The sequence below is a fragment of the Vibrio sp. 1F263 genome (genome assembly GCF_041439035.1).
GTDB lineage: Bacteria > Pseudomonadota > Gammaproteobacteria > Enterobacterales > Vibrionaceae > Vibrio > Vibrio tasmaniensis_A.
On the sequence record NZ_JBGONI010000002.1, the window covers coordinates 72278 to 96509 of the forward strand.

At 43.5% G+C, this 24232-nt stretch carries 21 protein-coding genes; 5 read left to right on the forward strand and 16 right to left on the reverse strand.

What is annotated here, in order from left to right; all coding sequences use genetic code 11:
* Position 1: 1 nt before the first annotated feature.
* The 8 genes from ACED25_RS01615 to ACED25_RS01650 all read right to left on the reverse strand — a co-directional run bounded on the left by ACED25_RS01615 (position 2) and on the right by ACED25_RS01650 (position 11009).
* On the reverse strand, positions 2-1384 hold the full coding sequence (locus ACED25_RS01615; protein WP_371694489.1) for a BatD family protein: 1383 nt from the start codon (positions 1382-1384) through the stop codon (positions 2-4).
* On the reverse strand, positions 1381-3105 hold the full coding sequence (locus ACED25_RS01620; RefSeq protein ID WP_371694490.1) for a VWA domain-containing protein: 1725 nt from the start codon (positions 3103-3105) through the stop codon (positions 1381-1383). Before ACED25_RS01620 ends, ACED25_RS01615 begins: the two co-directional genes overlap by 4 nt.
* The gene (locus tag ACED25_RS01625) at positions 3098-4177 is read right to left on the reverse strand and encodes a VWA domain-containing protein (protein WP_371694491.1); all 1080 of its coding nucleotides are present in this window, start codon (positions 4175-4177) and stop codon (positions 3098-3100) included. The genes ACED25_RS01620 and ACED25_RS01625 overlap by 8 nt, the downstream gene beginning before the upstream one ends.
* A complete protein-coding gene (locus ACED25_RS01630) occupies positions 4170-4730 on the reverse strand; it encodes a DUF4381 domain-containing protein (protein ID WP_371694492.1) in 561 nt (186 codons plus the stop codon). Before ACED25_RS01630 ends, ACED25_RS01625 begins: the two co-directional genes overlap by 8 nt.
* A complete protein-coding gene (locus ACED25_RS01635) occupies positions 4731-5693 on the reverse strand; it encodes a DUF58 domain-containing protein (RefSeq protein WP_017099368.1) in 963 nt (320 codons plus the stop codon).
* A 12-nt stretch (positions 5694-5705) separates the two neighbouring features.
* The gene (locus tag ACED25_RS01640) at positions 5706-6689 is read right to left on the reverse strand and encodes a MoxR family ATPase (protein ID WP_017099367.1); all 984 of its coding nucleotides are present in this window, start codon (positions 6687-6689) and stop codon (positions 5706-5708) included.
* A 149-nt stretch (positions 6690-6838) separates the two neighbouring features.
* Positions 6839-9253 carry a tetratricopeptide repeat protein gene (locus ACED25_RS01645; RefSeq protein WP_371694493.1) on the reverse strand — a complete coding sequence of 805 codons (2415 nt, stop codon included), beginning with the start codon at positions 9251-9253 and terminating at the stop codon, positions 6839-6841.
* Positions 9254-9461: 208 nt separating this feature from the next.
* Positions 9462-11009: an arylsulfatase gene (locus ACED25_RS01650; RefSeq protein ID WP_371694494.1), complete on the reverse strand. Its 1548-nt coding sequence runs from the start codon at positions 11007-11009 to the stop codon at positions 9462-9464.
* Positions 11010-11356: 347 nt separating this feature from the next.
* Here ACED25_RS01650 and ACED25_RS01655 point away from each other — a divergent pair, with 347 nt between their 5' ends.
* Both ACED25_RS01655 and ACED25_RS01660 read left to right on the forward strand, forming a co-directional pair.
* Positions 11357-12919, forward strand: coding sequence for an arylsulfatase (locus ACED25_RS01655; RefSeq protein WP_371694495.1), 1563 nt, complete (start codon positions 11357-11359; stop codon positions 12917-12919).
* A gap of 289 nt (positions 12920-13208) precedes the next feature.
* Positions 13209-13862 (forward strand): DUF2057 family protein, encoded by a 654-nt coding sequence (locus ACED25_RS01660; protein ID WP_135384274.1) that lies wholly within the window; start codon positions 13209-13211, stop codon positions 13860-13862.
* A gap of 105 nt (positions 13863-13967) precedes the next feature.
* Here ACED25_RS01660 and ACED25_RS01665 read toward each other — a convergent pair whose 3' ends face one another.
* Entirely contained in the window at positions 13968-14462 is a 495-nt protein-coding gene (locus ACED25_RS01665) for a GNAT family N-acetyltransferase (RefSeq protein WP_009844954.1), read from the reverse strand.
* Positions 14463-14943: 481 nt separating this feature from the next.
* On the opposite strand from ACED25_RS01665, the gene ACED25_RS01670 reads away from it, so the two are divergent.
* Positions 14944-15441 (forward strand): fasciclin domain-containing protein, encoded by a 498-nt coding sequence (locus tag ACED25_RS01670; RefSeq protein ID WP_009844953.1) that lies wholly within the window; start codon positions 14944-14946, stop codon positions 15439-15441.
* A gap of 127 nt (positions 15442-15568) precedes the next feature.
* On the opposite strand, the gene ACED25_RS01675 is transcribed toward ACED25_RS01670, so the two are convergent.
* The 5 genes from ACED25_RS01675 to ACED25_RS01695 all read right to left on the reverse strand — a co-directional run bounded on the left by ACED25_RS01675 (position 15569) and on the right by ACED25_RS01695 (position 18830).
* On the reverse strand, positions 15569-16036 hold the full coding sequence (locus ACED25_RS01675) for a GNAT family N-acetyltransferase (RefSeq protein ID WP_371694496.1): 468 nt from the start codon (positions 16034-16036) through the stop codon (positions 15569-15571).
* A gap of 53 nt (positions 16037-16089) precedes the next feature.
* Positions 16090-16404, reverse strand: coding sequence for a cupin domain-containing protein (locus ACED25_RS01680; RefSeq protein ID WP_371694497.1), 315 nt, complete (start codon positions 16402-16404; stop codon positions 16090-16092).
* Between the two features lie 112 nt (positions 16405-16516).
* Entirely contained in the window at positions 16517-17020 is a 504-nt protein-coding gene (locus ACED25_RS01685) for a YgjV family protein (protein WP_009844950.1), read from the reverse strand.
* Between the two features lie 70 nt (positions 17021-17090).
* Entirely contained in the window at positions 17091-17891 is an 801-nt protein-coding gene (locus ACED25_RS01690) for a PhzF family phenazine biosynthesis protein (RefSeq protein ID WP_371694498.1), read from the reverse strand.
* Between the two features lie 288 nt (positions 17892-18179).
* Positions 18180-18830 carry a LysE family transporter gene (locus ACED25_RS01695; protein ID WP_009844948.1) on the reverse strand — a complete coding sequence of 217 codons (651 nt, stop codon included), beginning with the start codon at positions 18828-18830 and terminating at the stop codon, positions 18180-18182.
* A gap of 370 nt (positions 18831-19200) precedes the next feature.
* Here ACED25_RS01695 and ACED25_RS01700 point away from each other — a divergent pair, with 370 nt between their 5' ends.
* Complete coding sequence (locus ACED25_RS01700) at positions 19201-20232, forward strand: extracellular solute-binding protein (protein ID WP_371694499.1); 1032 nt, start codon at positions 19201-19203, stop codon at positions 20230-20232.
* A 3-nt stretch (positions 20233-20235) separates the two neighbouring features.
* Positions 20236-22668, forward strand: coding sequence for a putative bifunctional diguanylate cyclase/phosphodiesterase (locus ACED25_RS01705; protein WP_371694500.1), 2433 nt, complete (start codon positions 20236-20238; stop codon positions 22666-22668).
* 53 nt (positions 22669-22721) lie between these two features.
* Here ACED25_RS01705 and ACED25_RS01710 read toward each other — a convergent pair whose 3' ends face one another.
* Positions 22722-23747, reverse strand: coding sequence for a diguanylate cyclase domain-containing protein (locus ACED25_RS01710; protein ID WP_004730440.1), 1026 nt, complete (start codon positions 23745-23747; stop codon positions 22722-22724).
* A 9-nt stretch (positions 23748-23756) separates the two neighbouring features.
* On the reverse strand, positions 23757-24224 hold the full coding sequence (locus tag ACED25_RS01715; RefSeq protein ID WP_012600765.1) for a hypothetical protein: 468 nt from the start codon (positions 24222-24224) through the stop codon (positions 23757-23759).
* Positions 24225-24232 lie beyond the last annotated feature (8 nt).

Consider the following 24232-nt stretch of genomic DNA (forward strand, 5'->3'; position numbering starts at 1 on the left):
GCTACTTAGTTCTATCTTTTAAGTCTGGCAAGGCTTTAGGGATTTTCAAGCGGTCAAAAATTGAACGAGAATTGCTTGAGTTTGATTTGTCATTGCGTAAGTTACGTAACCCTCTCCACAAACGAGTAAATACGTTTTTGTCTTCACGCCCTTGTTGGAGGGATTCACTGTCTTCTAGCCAACGCTTTTGTCCATTCAATTTACCAAGTTGCGCTTTACCCAGTTGTGCTTTATCCAGCTCTAACTGAGAGGTTTGGTTTCGCAATTGGCGGTAGATAAAGGTTCTTAATGCAGCCCAATTACCTTGCTTAAGCAAACGACGGAATACCAACCAACTCGGTGTTGGGCGGTTCGCATAATAACGTTTAACAGAAACAAAGCACGCCACACTGAACAACAGTGCCAGACCAACGCTAATAAACACTGACATGTAAGCCTTGATGAAAGATTGGACTGTGTGTTTGGCTTCAAACACATTCCCTTTTATCACCACGGTTTCAAGGCGTTGATTCTTGCTGTCCCACCACTGAAATGAAAACTGTGGCAACGTAAATTCACCGCCCTGCTGAATAACATAAACCGTCTCCTCAATTCGACTGGAACGGTAGTTACCACGATCTTGAGTATCATCTAAACGATTAGGCTGCGGGTAAGCTTGGTACTGCTGGGTCGATTCATTGTTCAACACGTCCGGCAGTAAAACAGACAAACTGTCTTTGGCCTTGATGGTTACTGTTCGAGTAATGGCATCGCCTACTTTTAAGTTTTCACTCGAGCGTTGCCATTGTTGCTCTATATCTACTTCTGTTGCAGAAAACCAAGGCGATTCATTATCAAGTAAACCTGAAGGCAACGAAGCTTCAAACTTAATTGGCTGCGTGTAAAGCGTGCCGCCAACGTTAGAGCCATCAGGAGCAGAAACTTGGACGCGAACCGGCACGATTGGAATGACAAACTCGCCAGAAGTCATCGGATAAAGTGTCACTTCCCATCGTTGACGCGACCATGTAGTGCCATTGACCCGTTCCGTGTAATTAGTCGCGAGTTGGTTACGTTGCTTAGCGATCACGTTAGGGATTTCGATACTGCTGATTCGAGTCCCTCCCGTTAACCAACGCGGCGTCGCCACCTCAATGTTCAGAATTACCTGCTCATTAACGCTCACTTTAGTCGGCGTTATCTTATCGCCTGACTTCGGTTTTTCTCCAACCCAAGCGATCAGTTCAACATCACCACTTTTTTGGAGGTCGAAGATATCGGCAGCAGAAGCAACAGCAGGAAAAAACCAACTCAACATAAGAGTCATCGACAGTAACCACTTATGGGCTCTAACTCGCACTCTCTTTGATTGAATGGCTTCAAGAGCTAAATCATATCGACTCATTGGGTTTGCTCCTGTTTTGATGCCTGTTCCTGTTTTGACGCTTGTTCGATGGAAGGTGCAGGGTCTCTTAATTGAATTTGGAACTTGGACTTTAAGAAGAACTTAGGGTCCGCTTCTACTCGTTTTAGCCACTTATCGGCAAGCTCTTGGCTACCCAAAATTTCATTGGCATTAAGCGTTTCCTTGAGCATCAATTCCGCTACCGTTTCCTCTTCAGCGCCATCACCCGTTCTTGGCTGATCGTCTTCGAGTTCTAACGACTCTTCAGGGCCATCTGTAGTTCCGGACTGGCTTTCACTGGTTCGGTTTACCTCTTCGACAATTCCACTAAGCACAGCAAGATTGTTTTCGACATCCGTTCTTAGTTCTGGTGACAGATCCTCTTTCTCGCTTAATGATTTCAAAAGGTCTCGCGCCGCAAGATATTCACGCTGTCTGGCTAACGCACTCGCCGCGTTGTATAAACCAAGGTCAGTTTTGGTTTGCAGGAATGCACTGTGAGCGAGCTTAAAATCACGAGCATAGTAGTAAGCCGCGCCTTTTCTCATTGGGTCAGTAAAATGTTTTGCCGCTTCAAGGTATTCCTTCTGATTCAACAGGCGTTGACCTTGCTGGTCAGGCGTTAGCCATAAGTCCCACCACCATTGAGCGGTCTTATCCCAAGCCGTAAGTGACTCCACCACAACTGGTTTCTCAGCGGTTAAGTTGACTGTTTTCGCCAAAGTGTCTGGTGAATACATGCTGCTTGTGATCATCAAACCAACGACACACCACTGCACCAACCACCCTTTTCTGAACCATAGCAACATAATGAAAGCCATTGGAATAAGCAGTCCATAGCCCATGTCTTTCCAAGGCATTGAAGATTCGCCGTTGAGCTGCATGTTTCTTTCAACCGCTCTGTTCAGTTGTTGGATATCCGAATCATCAACGGTCACCTCAACCACTCGTCCACTCGTCTTACTCGCTAAGTTACGCAGTGAATCTAGGTCGACTGGATTATCACTCACCACATTACTGTTTCCTGCGGCTAGAATGAGCAACTGATACGGATTGTCGTTAAAGAAACTCTCGTACGCCCTAATGGTGCTTGGGTTTACACCATCTGATACCAACAGTACAGAAGAGCCTAACTCACCAGACAGTTGCTGATTAATCAATGGCAGTGCTTCTTCTGCTGACTTACCTGATACCGGCATGATATCGGGTGTGATAGCCGCTAGAAACGGTTCGAATACTTTGCTGTCTTGAGTAACGGGCATCGCGACGTGTGCGCTGCCTGCGTAAACCACTAAGCCCGTATTACCGCCTTTCCGAGCTGCCAATAAGTCTCTAATTTTCTGCTTAGATCGTTCCAAGCGACTCGGTGGTAAGTCTTTAGCGAGCATGGATTCACTGTTATCAAGCACAACCAACATCGACGCTTTGTCTTCACCAAAAGGCGAAGCCTCACGTTGCCATGTTGGGCCAGAACAGATAATGATGGCGATAGTTACAATCACCACCAATAGCTTCAATGGCAGTTGCTTACGCCAGCCTGTTTCGCCAATCGTCAATGCATTACGTAAGTGTGCAGGTAGAATGTCTTTCCACGTTGGTTTGGTCTCTTCTCTCCAACGAACCCATAGCAGGAAGAACATCGGAATAAAGGCCAACAACCACAAAGGTCGGATAAAATGAAACTGGGTAAAGAACTGTTGCAGAGTGAGAGAATCAGGCATCATCCTCTCCTTTCAATTTTTTAGTTTTAGAAGCCAAAAGCGATCTTCTACGTAAAGTCGCCAGACTAAAGGCCGTCAAATACATCACAACAACAATCGCCATTAAGTAATGGTGCAGTCCCTGTTTAGGACGATAAGTGGTACTTTCATATAATTGTGGTTCTAGTTCACCGATTTGAGCGTAGGCTTTGGTTAGTTCGTCGCGGTTAAGCGCCTCAAAGGCTTCGCCACCAGACTCTTGAGCCACTCGTTTGATGGTTTCCATATCCAAAGCCACTTCACCAACGGTTTGTGGGTCACCCATGGCGATCACGTGAATACGAACGCCTTTCGCCTTCGCCACTTTGGCGGCATCAATCGGTTCAACAAAGCTTCCCGTATCATTACCGTCGGTTAGTACGATCACGACCTTCTCTTTTTCGTTGGCATCAACACTTGAATCTTGAACGGCAGCACTTTGCTTTTCGCTTTGTTCAAACACCTTAATCGCCAAGCCAATTGCATCACCTAAGTGCGTGCTTTGCCCTGCCATAGCGACATCGGTTTGATTAAGCAGTTCAAGCCACACATCTTGGTCAGCTGTAAACGGTGTTTGTACAAACGCTGCATCACCAAAAAGAATCAAACCGAGTCGGTCCCCTTTTCGGGTAGTCGCAAAATCAGCCAGCACTTCTTTGGTCGCGTCCAAACGAGATATTTTATCGCCCCGCTTAGAGGTAAAATCTTGTTCTGCCATTGAGCCAGACAAATCGACAACCACCATCACGTCGCGACCTAATTGTTCACGAACTTGTGGCTCACCAAGAATGGTAGGTTTCGCTAATGCGCAGATCACTAATACCCAGGTAATGATCAGCGTAGTACGTTGCCACCAGCTTGGCGTTAACTGGCTTGCTCCTTCGGATGGAGCCTCGCCAATCGCCTCTACCAACTCACTGAAAAATGGCACCTTAATAGCCATTTGCTTAGTGCGATAAGCAGGTACGGCGAAGTAAACGAGTAAAGGCAAAGGTAGTGCGATAAACCACAGTGGGTGCGCAAATTCAAAGCTGGCAGATAAACTATCAAACATTATCTTGCCCCTCTGGTTTTGCTTGTACATCCGGTTTCGCTTGTAGATCTGGTTTATGAAGTTTTAGCCACATCATCGCGGTTTGAATTACCTCTAATCGCTGTTCAAAGCTCAGACGCACATTAGGGTCAATTAGGCTTTGCATCCATAATTCCGAAACTTCATCGGCAAAGAACGCATTGCTGTTTTCACTTGTGTTAGCGCTAACAGGCAGATAAGCGTTCAGACGGTTTACATAGGCTTTTCCAAACAGCTTTGCATTACTGCTGTCTAGGTAACGAAGTACCACCTTCAGTACTTTGAAGGTTCGTTCGGTTGAGTTTTTGTCTCTCGCATCCAATACCATGAGCTCTTTAAGCGCTTCTTTACGATAACGGTTATTCCACCATCTCTGCGCCAAGCGATAAGCCAGATAGATAGCGACCAATAACAGAATGACGCCAAGGATCTTCCAGCCAATAGTTTGCGGCATCCAGCTCACGCTCTCGGGAATGGCGACATCGTGCAGATCGCGAAGGATATAAGTACTTGGAGGCGTATGTTCAACGGCCATCTAACGCCCTCCCACCAGCTTTTGAAGCTGAGAAATATGAGTTCCAGACGTATCTAATTCGATATAAGGGAGGTTTTTCATCGCCATTAATTTAGCAAGGGACTGTTTCTGGAGTGCCGCCTTTTGAGCAAGGCTTTCACTTGCGAGGTTAACCTTAGATTGGCTATCCAGATTAAGTTGAAAGCGACCATCACCCACCACCCAATTTGCGCTTGCGAGATCTTGAGGTAATGATTGTTCCAATGGGTCTGTGACCATTATGGCCAAGATATCGTTGTGTTGCTGTAACTGCTTTAGTCGGTCTAGATGTTGTTCTTGGCAGTCGCGCCAATCGCTAATAAAGATTAAGGTCGACTGCTTTAATCTCATTCGTTTTATCAGTTCAATCCATTGACTGAACCCGACTCCTTCGCTGTCACTCACACTCACGTCTAAGCTTTGATTTGCTTTAGTAAGGTGCTTTAACTGAGCCAGTAAATCAGACTGTGAACGCTGTGCTTTGGTGTGGAAGAGTTTTTGATGAGAAGCTAAAACAAAGCCAACACGGTCACCATCTTTCAGGACTCGCCATCCACACAATGCCGCGACTTCGGCCGCAACAACTGATTTCATGGTGTTTTGAGAAGCAAAGAACATCGAACTGCGCTGATCGACACAGATGATTACATTTCGGTCTTTCTCTTCGGTATAGCTACGAACATGAGGCTTACCCGTTCGCATCGTGACTTTCCAATCGAGATTACGAATATCATCACCAAGTTGGTAGTGACGTAATTCCTCAAAATTCAAACCACGACCACGAAACAGGGAATTATGTCGACCCGACAGCACACTGCCCGCCTTTAGATGAGGCAACAGAGAAAACGACTCAGCTTGAGCCTGAATTCGCACTAACCTTGAATAATCACAGTACAATCGTGGATCAAGACCTTGCGATTTGGGAGCTTGTGTTGGCTTCGCCATGACGCCCCCTAGTTATCCGATCTCAACATTATCAAGCAGTTCTTCAACCACTCTTTGATGGTCAATACCATCGGCCAATGCATCGTAAGACAACGAGAATCGGTGGCCTAATACGGTCGGCAACATGGCACGCACATCGTCCAACGTGACGTGGTCACGCCCTTGCAACCACGCATAAGCGCGAGCGCATTTATCCAATGAAATAGAAGCACGCGGGCTTGAGCCAATCTCAATCCACTTTGATAGGTTTGATTCTGGGTAACGCTCTGGCTTACGAGTCGCCATCACCAAAGCCACAATGTAGTTCTCAACTAAATCGGAAACGGCAATATCTGGAAGTTGGCGGCGAGCTTCAAGTACCAACTCAGGTTCAATATGCTGTGGGGTGACTAATTCTGAACTCGTCTCGCTACCGAGTTCCTCACTGCGCACAAGTCGAATGATGTCGCGTTCAGCTTCATCTTCTGGATAGTCGACCGTCACTTTCATAATGAAACGGTCCATTTGTGCTTCAGGCAGTGGATACGTACCTTCTTGCTCTACTGGGTTTTGAGTGGCTAGCACCATGAATAGATCTGGCAGAATATGAGTTTGACCACCAACCGTAATCGTCCCTTCCGCCATGGCTTCAAGCAGAGCCGCTTGTACCTTTGCAGGAGCACGGTTCACTTCATCGGCTAAAACAATACTGTTGAAAATAGGACCCGGTTGAAAGTGCAACTGAGGCTTTCCATCAAGCTCTTGATACACTTCTGTACCGGTTACATCTGATGGCAGCAGGTCAGGCGTAAACTGAATTCGACCAAAACTGGTGTTCAGTAGGTTCGCCAGCGATTTCACTGAACGAGTTTTCGCTGTACCGGGAAGTCCCTCTAAAAGCACATGCCCATTAGTCAATAACCCTATCACCAGAGCCCGAACGACGTGGCTCTGACCGATAACACTTTTCTCTGTTTGTTCAATCAGTTGGTTTATTGCTTGTTGTGCATGGTTCATAGGTCTTCCCTTAATTCAATCTGGCTGCGTACATCCTACTCACAAGCCCCATAACTATTAGTTATACACGTGATAATTGTTCATCAGCGCGATAATTGGTTACAAGCGGAATAAGCAGCAAGCACAATAGCCAAACTCACCTCATCGCTTTATTCAAACTTAGCTTTCAATTGGTTAATGGCCTCCGGCGGTGCCACTTTGCTCAGTGATGAAATACATTGCTCAAACGCCTTTGGTACGCCCGGTATATGGCTGTTTCGCGCCAACACTTCACACTGGGCATACAAGTGCTGTGGGTTGCGGCTAAATTGGTAAGCCTTGTGCAGTGATTGACTTGCCGCAAGCACATCCGATTTCTCCAAAGCCAATCCGTACACATACCAATATTGTGGGTCGGTTTGTGCAGTTTCAGCAGCTTGTTTAAGGTACTCCGTTGCTTGTTCGTAATCTTTTACACGAAGCAGAGATAACCCTGTGCTGTATGGCAAAACACTCGATTTAGGCTGAGCTTCAATACCTTGCTTCAAGGTCGATAACGCTTTTGCTTCGTTACCTTGTGCTCGATACAAATCCGCCAAGTTGGCGTAGCTGTTTTCGAAGTAAGGCTCAATCTCGATAGCACCTAAATAGAAATCAATTGCTTTGTCGTGCTGACCTAAATCTCGGTAAACGTTTCCTAGATTAGTACGCCCAAACCCTCTGTCGGCATTAAACTGCTGTATCTCAATGTACTCTTCCAATGCAGGCTTGATTTGGTCTTTCTGCAAAGGATTCATTTCTCCCCAGTAACGCACTAATGCACCTGCGGTTTCTGAGCGAATCGACAATACTGGGTCTTTCAATAGTGGCTCTAGAATCTGCCAACGATCAGTAAACGGAAAACCTGAGGAACCTTGCACAACACCTAAACGGATCATCTCATCGTCGTGTTTCACTGCTCTTGCCAATGAAATAAGCGTGTTCTTACCCGTATTGCCACCCAAGCGTTCTAAGCTTGATGCTCGAATGATGTTGCTTAAGCTGGAATCTTGAGCCGAATACGCCAGTGCATCTTCTGCTCCTCTGTGCCCTATTGAATCCGCGTAAAAAGCGACAGCAAAATGTTGTTGGTTTCGATACTTAGAATCTGGGAACCATTTACCGATTTGTTTATCAGCCCACTGATCAGTTTGATCTTCGTGACAACTGGTACAGACGTTCGGTGTTTTAATATGTTGGCTGATATCAGGGCGTGGGATATGCCAACTGTGGTCACGCCTTGGGTCAACTTCCATGTACGTCGTTTCTGGCATGTGACAAGTGGTACATTGTGAAGCCTCAGTATTCGCTTCATGGAATGTGTGCTTTTCAGGCGTGTATTCAGAGGCTATGTGACATTGACTACACACAGCTTCTTCTGCAATTTTCAGTTCTGCAGTATGTGGATCGTGACAGTTAGTACAAGTAACGCCTTTCTCTGCCATCACCGATTGTAAGAAAGAGCCGTAAACGTAATCTTCATCGTAGATTTGACCATCGTTATGGTAAAGCTCAGGAGTAATCAAACTTAGACGATACTTATCAAAGAAAGACCCGTTAACGTGATCTCCAGTTTCATTTAACTGAGTACGTCGACTGTGGCATTGAGCACAAGTTTGAACTTGATTGGTATGGATGATGTCTTTTGGTTGTAGGGTTGAGTTGCCCTCTTGGTAGATCCACTCTTTCACCGACTTCGACAAATCACGGTCGAAACCATAATGCGCCGAAATTTGAACGTCCTTCCCGCCGCTGGCTTTTGCTGACTGATCTTTGGTCAATTGAGCTTTTGCTAGCTGGGCTTGTTTAACGTGCTCGCTTGCAGGGCCATGACAGGCTTCACAACCGACATTAATCTCAGACCAAGTAGTGTTATAGGTATTACTCGCGCTGTCGTAGTTTTTCTCTAGATTCGTTGAGTGGCAATCGGCACACATGAAGTTCCAGTTTTGACCGCTGTTGGTCCAGTAGAATTCATCAGTGTTGGTGGTATCCGGGTAGAGGTTAAACCAGCGTTGACCGCCTTCGCCCTCAGTGCGAGAGTCCCAAGCAAAAGGAATCAACTGTACTCGACCGTCTTCAAACTCAACCATGTACTGTTGTAATGGTTCAAAGGCAAAGGTATAGCTGATTTTGTAATCTTTGAATTGCCCGTCTGGGCCTTCGATATTGACCCAGAACTCTTCACCCTTGCGAAAAAATCGGTTGGGTTTACCGCCATGAGTGACCGTTTGATCGTTGAAATCGCCTAATACAGATTCATCTGTAGCGTGTTTCATCGCCATGTCATGATGAGAGCCTTGCCACGCTTCCACTTCTTCGCTGTGACAGTCAACGCATGCTTCAGAACCGACATACGTAGCCTTGGGAGAGCTGGCATCTAAAGTTCCTGAACCAATAAGCGTAGCTTCAGTCGTTGGAGCTTGTTCATTAGCATACACATTGACACTGAGTGTCGACAACATAGGTAAAGACAACATTGCGGATAATACTACAACTCGCTGGTGTTTCAATCCGTTCACTAGTGAGCACAACCATGCAGACATAACATTCCTTGTTTTTATACATCCTTATGCTTAATAAGGTAGACGTAAAAACAATGAATTTACAATTATTTAGTGGCAGTGAGCTTGATTGTTGTGACTCATATTCACGACTGGTATTTACTCATCGATATGCGCATAAAAAAAGAGCTCCGAAGAGCTCTTTCGTGTTAGCAGTTTCATCAAACTATCAGTTTCAATAAACCAAAGCTTACTTATTATGGTTCTCTTGAAGTTTCTCCATAACCTGATCCAAGCTAAAGCTCGCTGCTTTTTGGCGTGGCGGGTATTCAGCAAAGGTTTCTAAGAACTTGCCAACATACGCTTGAGCAGGAACAAACATATAAGCATGGTCTAACAACCAGTCATAGTAAGTATTCGATGTGATATCTGCGTTTTCGTATGGGTCCATTCGGAGGTTAAACAGCTTAGGAAGACGTAACGTTACAAACGGTTCTGCCCAAATTTGCATGGTACCCGTCGCACGCTGCTCCATGAACACCGCTTTCCATTGGTTGTAACGAAGTGCCGCAAGGTCACCGTCATCGGTAAAGTAGAATATCTCCGAACGACGGCCTTTCTCTTCTTCACCGGTTAGGTAAGGAAGGAAGTTGTAACCATCTAGGTGCACTTTAAACGTTTTATCACCCGCTGTATGACCTTTCAGTAGTTTCTCTTTGATCTGATCATCACCAGCAGCTGCAACGAAGGTTGGCATCCAGTCCATGTGGTGCATGATTTCATTTGAAACACTGCCCGGTTCAATCTTTCCTGGCCAACGAACCATTGCTGGTACACGATATGCGCCTTCCCAGTTGGTGTTTTTCTCACCACGGAACGGCGTTGTACCGGCATCAGGCCAAGAGTTCATGTGTGGACCGTTATCCGTTGAGTAGAAAACGATGGTGTTGTCTTTGATGCCCAACTGATCCACTTGCTTCAATAGTTGTCCAACGTGTCGATCGTGCTCAACCATACCATCAGCGTAATTACTGATGCCGGTTACACCTTTGCTATCTGGCTGCACGTGCGTTCTAAAGTGCATTCTTGTTGCGTTCCACCAAACGAAGAATGGTTTGTCCGCTTTCACTGCGCGATCCATGAAATCAAGTGCCGCGTCTAGTGTTTCTTCATCGACCGTTTCCATACGCTTACGCGTTAGTGGGCCTGTATCTTCAATCTTGCCATCTGCGAATGATTTGATCACACCACGAGGGCCAAATTTCTTACGGAACTCTGGGTCAGTTGGGTAATCTTCATTCTCTGGTTCTTCTTCAGCATTCAGGTGGTAAAGGTTGCCAAAAAATTCGTCAAACCCGTGTGCTGTTGGAAGGAATTCATCTTTGTCGCCAAGGTGGTTTTTACCAAATTGACCTGTCATGTAACCCATAGGTTTCAGCATTTCTGCGATTGTCGCGTCTTCAGCTTGTAAGCCAATGTCTGCGCCCGGCAAGCCTACTTTACTCAAACCTGTTCTAAGTACACTTTGCCCAGTAATAAAGGTAGAGCGACCCGCAGTACACGATTGTTCAGCGTAATAATCGGTAAACATCATCCCTTCTTTGGCGATGCTATCAATATTAGGCGTTTTGTAACCCATTAAACCAAAGGTGTATGCGCTAACATTAGACTGTCCGATATCATCCCCCCAAATCACGAGAATATTTGGTTTTTCAGCTGCGAATGTGGTGGTGGAAGCCGCCATCATCGCCGTACCCAAAATCGCTAAACGACGTTTAACGCCATATTTCGCTGTCATAGAAACCTCTTCGTAAGTTATTTGCATCCTGCCCTACAACGTATAGTCCATTTTTTAAGCATGCGCGAGGTTCGCTAAGCTATTAATCTTTTTGTCATTTTTTATTCAGATACAGGTGCAGAAGTTATCGATAAGGTTTACGGCGACAAACATGATAAGGATCACACATGTTATCTAAGGGTTTCTGGCAACCATCAGACTAAATTCAATTTAATCAGCAAGTTAACCATGCATCATAACGATTGGTTATAAGCACTATAAAAGGACGTAACGGAATTTTGAGAATAACATTTGCTCATCGATGCGTTGTTCTAACGCATTAATCTTAAAAGTGAATCGGAGTCCTTATGGGTACTAAAATTAATAAACTAGCATTAGGTGTTGGCTTATTAGCAGCTTCTTCAGCGGCAACAGCAGCAGAAAAACCAAACATTCTTGCTATCTGGGGTGATGACATTGGTGTATTCAACATCAGTGCATACAACAACGGTATGATGGGTTACGAAACACCTAACATCGACCGTATTGCTAACGAAGGCGCACTATTTACTGACCACTACGGTCAACAATCGTGTACTGCTGGTCGTGCTGCATTCCTAACAGGTCAAGAACCTTTCCGTACTGGTCTATTGACTATCGGCATGCCAGGTTCGGACCACGGTATCCCTGATTGGGCTCCAACGATCGCAGACCTTCTTAAAGAACAAGGCTACATGACAGCTCAGTTCGGTAAGAACCACATGGGTGACCAAGACAAACACCTTCCAACGAACCACGGTTTTGACCAGTTCTTCGGTAACCTGTACCACCTAAACGCGGAAGAAGAGCCGGAAACATACTACTACCCTAAAGACCCAGAGTTCCGTAAGAACTTTGGCCCTCGTGGTGTAATCAAGTCGACTTCTGACGGTAAGATTGAAGATACAGGTCCTATGACGCGTAAGCGTATGGAGCACGCGGATGAAGAGTTCCTAGAAGAATCTTTAGCATTCATGGAAAAAGCAGTGAAAGCTGACAAACCATTCTTCATCTGGCACAACACGACTCGTATGCACGTGTGGACTCGTCTACAAGAGAAGTATCAAGGTAAATCTGGTATCAGCATCTACGCTGATGGCATGTTAGAGCACGATGACCAAGTCGGTATCCTTCTAGACAAGCTTGATGAGCTTAAGATCGCAGACAACACCATCGTAATCTACTCTACCGATAACGGTGCAGAGACAGTATCTTGGCCTGATGGTGGTGCAACTTACTTCCACGGTGAGAAAGGTACAACTTACGAAGGTGGTATGCGTGTTCCTCAGCTAGTTCGCTGGCCTGGTACTATCAAGCCGGGAACTAAGATCAACGACATCATGGGTCACCAAGACTGGATCCCGACTCTACTAGCAGCCGCTGGTGATGATAAAGTGGTTGAGAAACTAGCGTCTGATAAAGGTGCGACTTACAACGGTAAAAACTGGCGTGTACACCTAGATGGTTACAACTTCCTACCTTACTTCCAAGGTAAAGAAGAGCAAGGCCCTCGTGATAGCATGCTTTACTTCTCTGCTAACGCTGAACTAAATGCGGTACGTTGGAATGACTTCAAGATTTCGTTCGCAGTAATGGACGGTAACATTGTTGATGCAGTTCGCTTCCAACCAAACTGGCCTCAAGTTGTTCATCTACGTGCTGACCCATTCGAAAAAGCACCACACGAATCGGGCATGTACCTACGCTGGATGGCAGATAACATGTGGCTATTCGTACCAGTAGGCGGCAAAGTACAAGAGTTCATGAACACGCTACCTGACTACCCTATGCAGCAAAGCCAAGTGTTGAACCCTGGTAACTTCAACCAAAATGCTTACATGCTTCAAGGTAAACTTAAGCAACTAGAAGCGGCAGCAGCGCAAGCTAAATAATTAGCTAAAGCTTAACCAACCCTAGGAAAGCGAAACAAAGCCGTGATAGCTCAAGTGCTATCACGGCTTTTCAGTATATCAACAATGAAAACTGTCCTACATAAGCCTTTAACAAACGAGTGACGAACAAGGTTATCCGCATACATTTACTCGCATAGCCTTGTAGCTCGCCTCGTTTATGACCGTTACGTTAAGATTACGCAAATTTTTTCAAATCCCACGGACATCACTTGAAATACAGAGATATGCGTGCGATTGTATTTTAACTCACCCTAACAACTGTATGATTATGAAGACAATCCAAAGCATTGCCCTACTCTCAGCTATCGTTGCTGCACCTTCAGTATTAGCTGACGTTGAAATCCAAGTTCCATCCAGTGTTGATATTCTAGCGGTTAACGAAGCTAAGCCTGACTTAGACGGCGGCTTATTCTCTTCTCATAAAACACTGACGGTACCAGATGGCCAAAACCAAATCGTATTCCAATATCAACTTGCATTTGATAAAGGTAACGATCGTGAATTCGTAGACAGCGATGCTGTTATCGCAACATTCGATGCGACTGATACCACACTGACTTTCGATCTGCCAAAATACCGCAACACAGCAGAAGCAAAATCTGGGTTTAAAAACTTAGAGTGGAGCCTTGTTGACGAGAACCAGAATGAAATCAGCGTTAAGCAAGACAAGCTAGTTAAAGACGGTATGCAAATTGGACGTAAATACCCTCAAGAAGCAAAAGAATACAACCAGCAAGGCGGCATTGCTGCACTAGCTATAGGTACAACAGCAGGCGCAACAGCGGCGGTTGTTCAACCTGTAACACTTCCAGCAAAAATTGATGGAAATGCGGCTAACACAGCTGAAGAAATGTTGTATTTTTGGTACGAAAAAGCCGATGCTGAAACGAAGCAGAAATTCAAAGATTACGTGAACAAGTAGATTCGATTACGAACAAGTCTATAAAATATCTCGTTCAAACCAAAGAAGCTGGCACACTGCCAGCTTCTTTGATTTCATCTAAATAGGACGTTATAGGTCTAACAATCAACGATAATCAGGTCTAATCCTCGACATCAACAACATATCAATGTATTTCCCGCCTTTGAATGTACTCAGCCTTTTAGTGCCTTCTAACTGAAAACCTACTCGTTCATACAAAGCAATGGCAGCGTTGTTATCGGCATGAACCTCTAGCTCCAGACGGACAAGATTAAGCCAATTATCAGCCTGATTGATCGCTTCTTTCATTAATGCCTTCCCAACCCCTTTGCCGTGTGCATCAGGGTGAATCGCGATTCCTAAGCCAGCACTGTGTCGGTCTCTGACCTTAGTCGTCATGAATAAGGTAATGTGCCCAACGACTTTACCTGACACTTCTGCGACTAAAGTGAAATGGTCTGAATGACCAAACAATCGCTCCACTTGATCAGAGCTAAGGAAAGGTTTTTGTGAGGTATTTTCTGATACTGATGAATGACGATAAATATCAAAAATGTCTTGGTTGTCTGTGGTTTCAAGATGTCTAATTTGTATTTCCAAAGTGATTCCTTACTGTCTATTTCTATCCTTAAGCTAATTTTCATATTACGGATAGCAACGAGTAGCTACAACCGTAAGTGACAGAAATAATTGAATAATCGTCATAGCCCATAAAACAGTCGCCACAGCCCATAAATAACAAACTCAAATACTAAAAATGCACCATTGAAGTCCCTCACTCGCCTGTTCATAGAGTAAAGTTCGCTCTCGAATCAAATAGCTCAAAGGTATAATAATACCAATCGTAGTAAATAACTGTTCACCCTAGCTTGTTAAAAATCTCGATAACGTCGTTAGGTTTTTTGATTGTAGAATAACTACTTATCGAAACTATTTATTGAAAAGAGCAGCCTTGTTCTCAAGCTTTTATCCTGCGCTATTTTTGATCACTTACTTACTGTGATTGGTATAAATTGATCCATCGCTTTGAGCCTTTCGTAATACCTGACGAAAATAACGGACAAACTCAAAGGATTCCAACATGATTAATAAAATTAGCAAGTCTCTATCTCTTCTTGTCGCTGCACTTTTTTTTAGTGCATTCGCTAACGCCAATCATCATGAGATGAAAAAAGATATCGTCGATGTCGCAGTAGGAAATGGCTCTTTCAATACACTTGTAGCTGCTGTTAAAGCGGGTGGACTTGTAGATACTTTGAAAGGAGAAGGACCTTTTACCGTTTTCGCACCAACCGATGAAGCATTTGCCAAGTTGCCAGATGGTACTGTCGATATGCTTTTGAAACCGGAAAACAAAGACAAATTAGTCGCCGTGCTAACTTATCATGTAGTCGCAGGGAAAGTGATGGCGGCAGACGTTATGAAAATAGACAAAGCGACAACAATCCAAGGTCAAAACGTGATGATAAGCGTAAGCGATGGCACGGTTATGGTTAACAATGCAAAAGTGATTGCGGCTGATGTGGAAGCAAGCAATGGTGTAATCCACGTAATCGATACGGTCTTGCTCCCGAAATAATCAAATAGAAAGAAAGTCTCAGGCAAACCAAACTCTTTGAGGGTGTGACAATTCACACCCTTTTTAACCTACTGGGCTAAGCGTTGAGCATATCCAATTTTACCTACACTAGACATAACGTTAATGGCTACTTAGTGGTTTTCTCCATCACGTAATTAGTCAGCTTAACGCCACGTATTTCGACTTCCTGTTCATTCACTAACTTAAAGCCAAGGTGCTCATAGAAAGGCATAGCGGTAATACTCACCTCAGAGAAGTATCTCGATACACCACGAAATCGACCAATCTCGAATACATGCTCCATCAAAGCTCGCCCTACACCTTTACCTTGATATTCATGATGACAAAAGAAGTGGTCAATCAACCCATTTGGTTGCAGGTCAGTATAGCCAACAATGTGGCCATCCAACTCCGCAACAAAAGGTTGGATACGATGCAGACACTTTTCCCACACCTCGGAGTCAAAGTCACTTGGAGCCCAAGCCTCAACTTGTTCTTGAGAATAGTCTCGAACGTTAATATTTCGAACAGTATGGAAATAGATCTCCCATAATGCTTTGGCATCACTAACTTGGTAATTTCGAATTCTAACCACGACACAGTCCTTTCATGTATTGCTGATTGCCTATTCGCTACTTGATAGCAATACTAACGATAAAACACAGCTAGCCAAATAGTCACAACGTCTCTATCCGTACCTACAACCTTGTGCTTCTCTCTCGCGGCAATATTGATGTAATCCCCTTTAGACAAGGTAACGACACGTCCGTCTTCGAACTCAATAACACCTTGCCCCTCTAGCACCATAACCCATTCGTTTTCATTTTGGTCATACCAACCTTGTTCTGGAGAACGGTGCCCATGAGATATTATTCTTTCAATCCGCACATTCTCAGTAGTAATGATGTCGTTGAAGATTTCGTCGGGTATTGACGAAGGCACATCCGAGTAGATATTTGACATCGCTCTCTCCTAATCCTTGTTAGATGAATATGGTGCAGTGCTTTATCGTTTTATCTAAAGCCTAGCTTCCTGAGCGCCTGAGCTATAAGCTATAAGCTATAAGCTATAAGCCCTAAGCCACAGCACTTTTTCTGAAATAGAAACGATAATAGCCAACCAAGTTACTGCAGATAAATAGCGCTTCCATCAGTACAGCAGTTGGAGAACCAACTAAGTAATTGTGAACCAACCAAAAGCTAGTTCCGATGATCATCAACTCTCTTAATCGACGGTCATCTTTATTGAAGGCTGCAAAGGTTTGAAATACGGAAGCAAAGCAACTCAATATGCTAGTGAGCCCCGAGTAAGTCACAACCGTTGCGACTACTGACATGGAACTGAACAAATATTTAAATTTGGGTGACGTAGAAAACACGCTCGTCAAATATCGAATGGTCGCGATGATCATCAAACTTGCCGCCGTCCATTGTTCGAGCAAAATGAAATGACTAGAAATAAGAACGCCTGCAAAAAACAAGCATGTGACGATTTTCTTCCTCTCTTTAAATTGAAAAGACAGAAGATCGAAACAAATAGCAATTGCGACTAATACCTGAGAAAGATAAAAAGCTGACACGATTATTCCTTAAGTAGTGACCTAGCAGATTTAAATTATGACGTTGCTGTTTTATGAATGATATTGAAGTTTAGACTTTTAAAGTACCACTGATTACGGTGGTTGCAGACCCTATCAGTTTTATACGACCGTTCGGTAATAGCTCTGTCGATACATACCCACCGCGGCGCGACGCTTGGTAAGCATTGAAATGCGCTTTGTTTAGTTTCTCGGACCAGTATTGTGTGAGAGCGCAATGCGCTGAACCCGTAACGGGATCTTCGTTAACACCCACCCACGGCGCAAAATAGCGCGAAACAAAATCAAGCTCAGAGTTCGACGACAATGCTGTCACAACAACGCCTCGACCTTTAATACGCTTTAGAGCATCAAAGTTTGGTGATAAATCTAATAAAACTTGTTCGCTGACAACCTCAATAAACTGCTTGGTATCGAACTCACTGTATGACACGACTTGGGCTTCACACAGTCCTAAATATTCAAGCAAATCTTTATTAGCATCCAATCCAAGATCAAGCACAGTACTTGGGAAGTCAAGCTCGATTGTGGAGTCACAAACTGTGGCAGATAGCTCCCCTGAAAGCGTATCAAACGTCACAACCTCACCCACATTGACTAACCCTCTTTCCTTCATCACATGCGCTGTTGCCAACGTACCGTGACCGCATAATTTGACTTCAACTTCTGGTGTGAACCATTTCAACGTCATCGTATTGAGGGCTAAGAATGCCGTTTCTGATACTGCCATCTCTTCAGCAATCGAATACATCAACGACTCTTCTAAAGGTTCTTGTGAAATACAAACCCCTGCAGGGTTTCCTTTAAAAGCTTGAGTTGTGAACGAATCCACTTGATATATCTCTAAATTCACAATGGCTCCTAGCGCTGATATTGAATAGACATTGCAGCCTACAATAAGCACAAACACCCCGTGCTACAAGTGTTCAACAGCAACATTATTAATACTTATTTAAGAACTAAGGAATGATAAACAAGCAGTTATGAAAAGAATTGGTGGATTAACCTGAGGGTTTAACATCGGGCAGATAAGAGATAAAACGTATCAGCCCTGGTAGGAAACAAGCACACATTCGCGGCACATAGGCATTGTATCGTGCCACAAACGTGAGGTTACTCAGCAATAGTAACTTTATTGAATCTACTGACGTACCAGAGCAGATTTCACAATGGTCAAGCCAAGCAGACCCAACATAACTCCTGTCACTTTATCAATATAGTAAGCAACACGTGTAAACTCTCGTCGAACTTTAGGTGCAGATAAAAGGAAGATAATCGCGGCATCCCACACAAACACAACCACTGTCATCCAAATGCCTAACCCTAATTTAAACATGAAACCCACCTCATTATTCAGTACAACCGTGAATAAGCTCAAATAGAACAAAAGGTTTTTAGGATTAAGGATTCCCGATAGAAAACCCGTAACAAATTCTTTAAGAAAAGTGGTTTGAATGGAGACACCTTCTTCGACAACATCGATATTACTGTAATTACATTTTTTCGCTCTTATCGCTTGAACTGCAAGGTACACCAGAAACAAACCGCCAATAATTTTTAAAGCGATCATCACTGAAACCGAAGCTGCCAAAATAGAACCGACCCCAATAAGACACAAACCAATATAGACTGCATTGGCACTGGCAATACCGAATGCAACGCCGAGTGCTTTTCTACCCTTATTTTTAACAGCACTCTTTACCACAATCACAAAATCTGGTCCGGGGCTCAATAGCGCCAAAAAGTGAGCAATCGCCACGGTAACAAAAATCCCAACTAAACCTGCATCCATAAACCAACCTCCTGTCGTTCAATTAATGCCCTACTATTGCATAACTAACGAAAAAATGCTCAATTAGATGAATATATATTTACCAATAACCTAATAATCAAACAAATCCCGTGTTTTCGTCGTGCCAAATCGGAAGTAGATGAGTCATTCGTGCACTTCTTCAGGCGTTCGTCGGTCAAAGGTTGATATCCCCTTGATTTAACATAATGATTTTGTGCTCAAAGCTTACTTTTAGTTCCAATTAGGTCATAGGATTTTCACACCTAGATGCATTGCGTTAGGTTGAACTGAAATTAGAGACCTAAATTTGAGCTATGTCGCAAAATTTGGGCTACGATTTAGTTAAGCAAAGTAGGAAAGGAATCCGTCAGTGAAAGCATTTTATGTTTCTGTTCTTGCGTCATCATCCTTTTTAACTGGCACAGCGTTTAGCCAACAAAATGATATTTATCTCTACAATTGGGATGAATTTCTATCCAATAGCGTCGTGACCCAACTAAGTGACACGTACGGCATTTCTTTGAAACAACAGTTTTTTTCTGATGAGTCGATCAGAGATGAAGTGCTATTGAGCGAACGTCGTGGCGCATTTGAGCTAGTCATTATAGAAAGTGTAAAGCTCAATGCGTTAGCCAAGCAGAACCTGTTTCATAATCTCAGTGAGTTACAACAATCCATTGCTGGTAACATAGATTCACGGTGGGTTGATGGATGTGGCGAGTATGGCATTCCCTACGCTTGGGGGACTGCGGGAATCTTATATCGCAGTGACAAAGTAAACACTCCCACCTCTTGGAACGCTATTCTCGAACCAGACACGAACAGCAGTGGCCGTATAAGTATGTATTACGAACCTACGGATTTGGTGAGTACTGCACTGTTAGCAAATCAATTTGATCCATTCACCAATAATGAGCAAGAACTTCGCGTTGCCTATAAAACCCTGCAAGCTCAAAAGCCACACCTAGAAAGCAACGAATACGTCATCGACTATATTCGCCAACCCGAACGTCTTGCTAACATCGACCTTGCCTACGGTTATTCTGGTGACAGTTATGTACTCAATGATTTGGAGCCTGATGCCTCTTGGTCCTACGCTGTGCCTCAAGAAGGCACAACGTTATGGTTAGAGTGCATTGCTGCGATTAATAACGGAGAGTTGTCTGCACAAGCAACAACGATTCTATCATTCTTGTCGCAACCCGAGATCGCCGCTCAAAACGCAATGGATTCATGGTTTGCAACTCCAAGCTCAAAAGCAAAAGCCTTAACAACACAAGAGTACCAAAATGATCCGGAGCTTTTCCCTAGCAAAGAGGTTTTAGAACGCAGCTATCTGTATCAGCAACTCGAACCCAGTAGCATTCAAATTCGTAACCGCATTGTCGACAGTTTGAGATAATTAATGCCAGTATTAAAGAAGCTCTACTTTGTGCTCATTCCTACTTTATTGTTCGTATTTGCAATAGGCGGAATGGTTACTTACCACTTAGCCTCCAACCATGCGAAACACATGTACTTAGACGAGGTGCAATCCGACGTAAACACAGCGCTAGTGGCCGCTGAGTACGAGCAACTTGGTTTATCTTTGCTTGTAAAAGATATTGGTTCATCGCTACAGTTCTTGCGATATATTCAAAACCCTAGTGACTACACAACCTTGTCCCTGCTGGAAAAAAGAGTGCTTCGCGTCTTAAACCAAAGTCACGTTAATCAGTTTGGTCAACGTAACATCTATATCGTTGACCCTAAGTTCCAGTTAACGCTATCTACGTTACGAGCAGACCCTTTCGAAGGGTTAAAAATCCCCGATAACATCTATGAAAAAATCTTCGATATCTATACCTCGTTAATCAATAAAAACGAGCTGTCTCATAAAGGCTTCTCATATATCTCTGTGAGTGGTGAACTTAGATACGCTTACGTTATTGCAATCGACCCTTACTTGCTCCCACAAGACAAACGCGCAAACGACAGCTTAAATCGATACATACTGATTGCAGATGGTCCATTAAAACAACTATCCAACTTACTAATAAAATACAACGATGATGACAATATGCAGCTTCTGATTGAGCCATCATCGAATACTGCACACATAGAGAATACGCAGTTTGTTATCAAATCGTTTGAACAAACCAAAGACAGAATCAAAGTTGAGATGAACAGCCGTCACTTCCTCGCTCAAGTTAATATTCGCGAAAAAAAATTCAATCAGGAAAAATCTATCATTGCTAAGCAGACCTTACTTGGCAGTTTGACGACACTATTCATTATTATGCTCATCGTACACATGGTGGTGCGCTACCAATTAGTACGTCCACTCAAAGAGCTACTACACGAGATATCGATTGGCGGACTTAAACTGAGGTATTTCAAACGTTCATCCGGGCACAGTGAAATTGATGGTTTGAAGAACGCTTACATTGATTCACTCACGGAATTAAAGTTCGAAGCTGAATTTGATCAATTAACTAAATTAGCCAACCGACGCTCGTTCATCCGACACCTCGATGTGCGTCTAAAAAGCTCGATAAGCCCTCATTGCTATCTGGTTTGCTGGGACATTATCGATTTCCGTAAAATCAATGACTTATATGGTGCAAAAGTAGGTGACAATGTACTCGTTAGTCTGGCCAAAACACTAAGAGAAACCCTGCAGAATCAACAATCCTCTTTTGGCTTCAGTTGCAGCGACTATTCAGTTGCAAGGCTAGGAGGAAACCAATTCATTGCCATATTGGAAATGGGTGAGCACCAATCAATAAACGAAGAAATTGAGAACATTAACAACACCCTAACGGGTACGACTTTCCTAGATTACTACGGATTCAGGCTTTCAATTGCAACAGGTGTACTACCCGTCGATACCCCTAAGTTCGAGGAGATATGGCACCGATGCATCGATGAGATGCTGATTAATGCCAAAGCGCACAGTGATGGAGAAAGCCGAATCGTTTACGGAGAAGAACTACTTCATTCACTAGAAAGACATGACGTTATCGAAAAAAGGCTATTGGAGTGTTGTGAAAGCGACAACTTTGAACTTCGCTTTATGCCCATCTTCAATGCTCAGACCCTGCAAATCGATGGCGCTGAATGTCTCATTCGCTGCCCTGCACTGTTTGACATTAAAGCGGGTCCAGATGAGTTCATTCCAGTCGCGGAGAGGAGCAATCTAATATCCAAACTCGACATGTGGGTCATTAGTACCGCAATAAAAAGCTATAAAGAGCTCTCTGAAATTCACAAGTACACAGGTAGCTTATCAATAAATATCTCAGCGATGGAACTTTACAATCGTAACTTTGCCGACAATATTCGAAAGGTAATCGAGCGTTATCAAGTACCACCAGCCAACATCATTATAGAAATTACCGAAACCAGTTACGTTAAAAGCAGTAAACTTACAGTGCAGACTATCGAAAGTATCAGGAGCTTAGGTTTAAAAGTGTCTCTTGACGATTTCGGTACAGGCTATACAGCTTTTAACCAACTTCTTCACTACCCTGTCGATGAGCTTAAAATTGATAAAAGCTTTATCGATAATATCGTCGACGACAAAGCTGACCGAAAGATGGTCGAATCCATGGTTAACTTAGGGCACTCTTGTGACACCTTCGTTGTTGGTGAAGGTGTCGAGTCTCTCGAACAATATCATCACCTTAAAAAATCCAACTGCGACCTAATACAGGGTTATTTTTTCAGCCAACCACTCACTTACATTGAGTTCATTGAATTTGTTCGTGACCACAATCCGCAAACTATTCTGGATCAGCAAGCCCTTTTAGAACCAAGCTCTAACGAAAGAATTGTGGCACTTAACCAGAAACAGTAGTCGTATTCCGAAAGCATGACTACTTAATAACCACGACCAAACCTTGTAGAAGCTTAGCCTTGCATCGAGGTCAACAGTTCCATCATGTCTTTAGAGCTTATGTTCTTCTTGTGCCTCACTACGGCGTCAATCATCAATTCTAAGTTACCTGCAGAGATGTAATCACTAAGCACATCGTTAAACTTGTCCTGAATTTCGTCACTCGCGTACAAATGATCAGGAATGAAGAATAAGAACTGGCTTCCACTGCTACGGAACGAAATGGTGCTTTCAGGGATCTTTGTGGTCAAAGACTTAGCAGCCGAGCTCACCACAAGGTCCCCATATTCAAGGCCATATTTTTGATTAATCTCGGTAAGATTTCTGATTCGGACAAAATAGAGATCAAAGTTTTTGTCCTTCGAGTAGCTATTCTTAACAAATTTCATCAACGAAATTCGATTGCGAAATCCTGTAATAAAATCCGTAGAGTAGAGCTTTCTTTTAATAGAAAAATCCATATAAAAAATAATCCCAGTCAATAACAAGATGCCAACAAGAAAAACGCTACTGATCCGATGAACAGTAACCAAGTTATCAACCATTGAGGTGTTTTCTTCAATCACAGGGCTTTGTAATCGAAACTTGTCATTAATAAAATCGACGAGTGTGTGGTAGCAAATATCGACTTTTTTCTGCAGAGATTCCTTGGGCAACAACCCTTGACTGACCAGTTTAATTGAGGATTCCAAGCTCTTAAATTTATCAAATTCCGCACTAAAATAAGGTTTAAAGTTTGCTGACTTGATGAAATTGGAGGACTCAGTACTGTTAATTAATATGTCAAAACGGCTCCACGTAATATCGTACGCTAACCATAACTCATCATAATCAATAGTTTCAGAACGGCTTACCATCAAGAAATTGGCGTATTCTTTCACCAATTGAAAAACGAACCACGTTGCCTCATTTTGTCGGGTGGAAAAACTCTTATTGATATCGTTAATGCGGGTCACACTGTAGATATTAATGGTGAGTACCACTGCCGCTAAAGATAACACGACGACTTTAATTGCAGTCAATGACAACAGCTTTTTCATACTAAGTCCTTACAAATGAATATCGCGTATCTGCCAGATCATCTTGGCATGGAAGTCAGTGTTATCAATGTCTGGAGTCGAAGAAAGTGGATATATCAACCAGTACGGACCTTTTTCTCTGACTGACATAAATTGGCCATTTTGTTTAATCGCAATGATCGGCTGGTAGTCGTCAAAGTCTTCTTTGGGCACCGCTATTTTATAATCGTTTAGTGCAACAAAAGTTACCTGCGAGGCCATGGGTAAATCCATAGTTTCAAGCACCGTTTGTAAGGCCACACCACTATAAACCAATTCTCCATCCAGCCAAGGTAATGACGTGGTGATTTCTTTTTGAGGAAGCAATAACAGTTGTTCTCGACTGAATTGATGCTTTTGCCCTAAGTGATCGAATATTGTCAGTTCCGATGCTGCAAAAATAGAAAATGAACACAGTGAAAGGATAAACAGAAGTGCAGCTCTCATTTTAAACTCCATTTTAAAAG

Coding starts and splice junctions, on each gene's coding strand:
- ACED25_RS01640 (WP_017099367.1), bottom strand. CDS start 6,689: ATGAACCATGCACAACAAGCAATAAACCAACTGATTGAACAAACAGAG.
- ACED25_RS01635 (WP_017099368.1), bottom strand. CDS start 5,693: ATGGCGAAGCCAACACAAGCTCCCAAATCGCAAGGTCTTGATCCACGA.
- ACED25_RS01705 (WP_371694500.1), top strand. CDS start 20,236: ATGCCAGTATTAAAGAAGCTCTACTTTGTGCTCATTCCTACTTTATTG.
- ACED25_RS01710 (WP_004730440.1), bottom strand. CDS start 23,747: ATGAAAAAGCTGTTGTCATTGACTGCAATTAAAGTCGTCGTGTTATCT.
- ACED25_RS01625 (WP_371694491.1), bottom strand. CDS start 4,177: ATGTTTGATAGTTTATCTGCCAGCTTTGAATTTGCGCACCCACTGTGG.
- ACED25_RS01660 (WP_135384274.1), top strand. CDS start 13,209: ATGAAGACAATCCAAAGCATTGCCCTACTCTCAGCTATCGTTGCTGCA.
- ACED25_RS01630 (WP_371694492.1), bottom strand. CDS start 4,730: ATGGCCGTTGAACATACGCCTCCAAGTACTTATATCCTTCGCGATCTG.
- ACED25_RS01670 (WP_009844953.1), top strand. CDS start 14,944: ATGATTAATAAAATTAGCAAGTCTCTATCTCTTCTTGTCGCTGCACTT.
- ACED25_RS01620 (WP_371694490.1), bottom strand. CDS start 3,105: ATGCCTGATTCTCTCACTCTGCAACAGTTCTTTACCCAGTTTCATTTT.
- ACED25_RS01615 (WP_371694489.1), bottom strand. CDS start 1,384: ATGAGTCGATATGATTTAGCTCTTGAAGCCATTCAATCAAAGAGAGTG.
- ACED25_RS01655 (WP_371694495.1), top strand. CDS start 11,357: ATGGGTACTAAAATTAATAAACTAGCATTAGGTGTTGGCTTATTAGCA.
- ACED25_RS01715 (WP_012600765.1), bottom strand. CDS start 24,224: ATGGAGTTTAAAATGAGAGCTGCACTTCTGTTTATCCTTTCACTGTGT.
- ACED25_RS01680 (WP_371694497.1), bottom strand. CDS start 16,404: ATGTCAAATATCTACTCGGATGTGCCTTCGTCAATACCCGACGAAATC.
- ACED25_RS01645 (WP_371694493.1), bottom strand. CDS start 9,253: ATGTCTGCATGGTTGTGCTCACTAGTGAACGGATTGAAACACCAGCGA.
- ACED25_RS01695 (WP_009844948.1), bottom strand. CDS start 18,830: ATGGATGCAGGTTTAGTTGGGATTTTTGTTACCGTGGCGATTGCTCAC.
- ACED25_RS01650 (WP_371694494.1), bottom strand. CDS start 11,009: ATGACAGCGAAATATGGCGTTAAACGTCGTTTAGCGATTTTGGGTACG.